General features: G+C 70.0%; 1 protein-coding gene and 1 pseudogene. Both read right to left on the bottom strand.

Annotation, left to right across the window (positions count from 1 at the left end; genetic code table 11):
• Positions 1-164, bottom strand: a 164-nt coding sequence (locus tag G3446_RS28555; protein ID WP_245232848.1) for an ATP-binding protein, incomplete at its 3' end; no start/stop codon positions are given.
• 153 nt (positions 165-317) lie between these two features.
• Positions 318-644 (bottom strand): annotated as a pseudogene (locus G3446_RS27140) (IS481 family transposase); the annotation flags it as partial.

Raw genomic sequence — 644 nt, 5'->3', positions numbered from 1 at the left:
CGCAGCGGCACGGCGAACAGCTCGCCGAGCTCGCGGTAGAAATCCGCGAGGTTGCTTTGCGGGTGATCGATGGCGCCGACGGTGAGGTCGGGAAGCTGGGCGAGGCGCTCGGCGAGCAGGCGCAGGACCACGCTCTTGCCGGTACCCGGCTCGCCGTGGACCATCGCGAAGCATCGCGAAGCCGCCTTCGCGGATCTGCGCCTGCTCGATGCGCCAGAGGAACTGCTCCACCCGCGGCGGGACGTAGAGGGCCTCGATCGGCAGCTCCGAGGAGAAGGGGTGCCATTTCAGCCCATAGAGGGCAAGCAGTCGGCTATTCATGGGTTGTTCTCGGGGGAATCGAGGGGCAGAAAGGCCGGCGGCAGGCCGGTCGCGGCGTGCTCGGCGATGAGCGCTCGCAGCAGCGGCGCCATGCCGCTCGGTGGGCTCGGTTGCGTGGCCGGCGCCGCCGGTGTGAGGGCGCGGCGGGGCTCCCCGGCATTGGCCGCCTTATCGAGCGGGTGCAGGGGGGCCAAGATCACGCCGCTGTGCGGATCGACCAGATCGACATGCGCCAGATCCCAGCGCGCATAGCGCAGATGCACCGTCTCCAGGGCACGGTAGCGTGCCGGGATCTCCAGGCGGATGCCCGCCAGGCTGACGGT

Origin of the sequence: Thiorhodococcus minor, from assembly GCF_010820565.1 — a bacterium.
Lineage (GTDB): Bacteria > Pseudomonadota > Gammaproteobacteria > Chromatiales > Chromatiaceae > Thiorhodococcus > Thiorhodococcus minor.
Note: the sequence above shows the minus strand (reverse complement) of the source record. Positions and strands in the feature narration are given on the sequence as shown.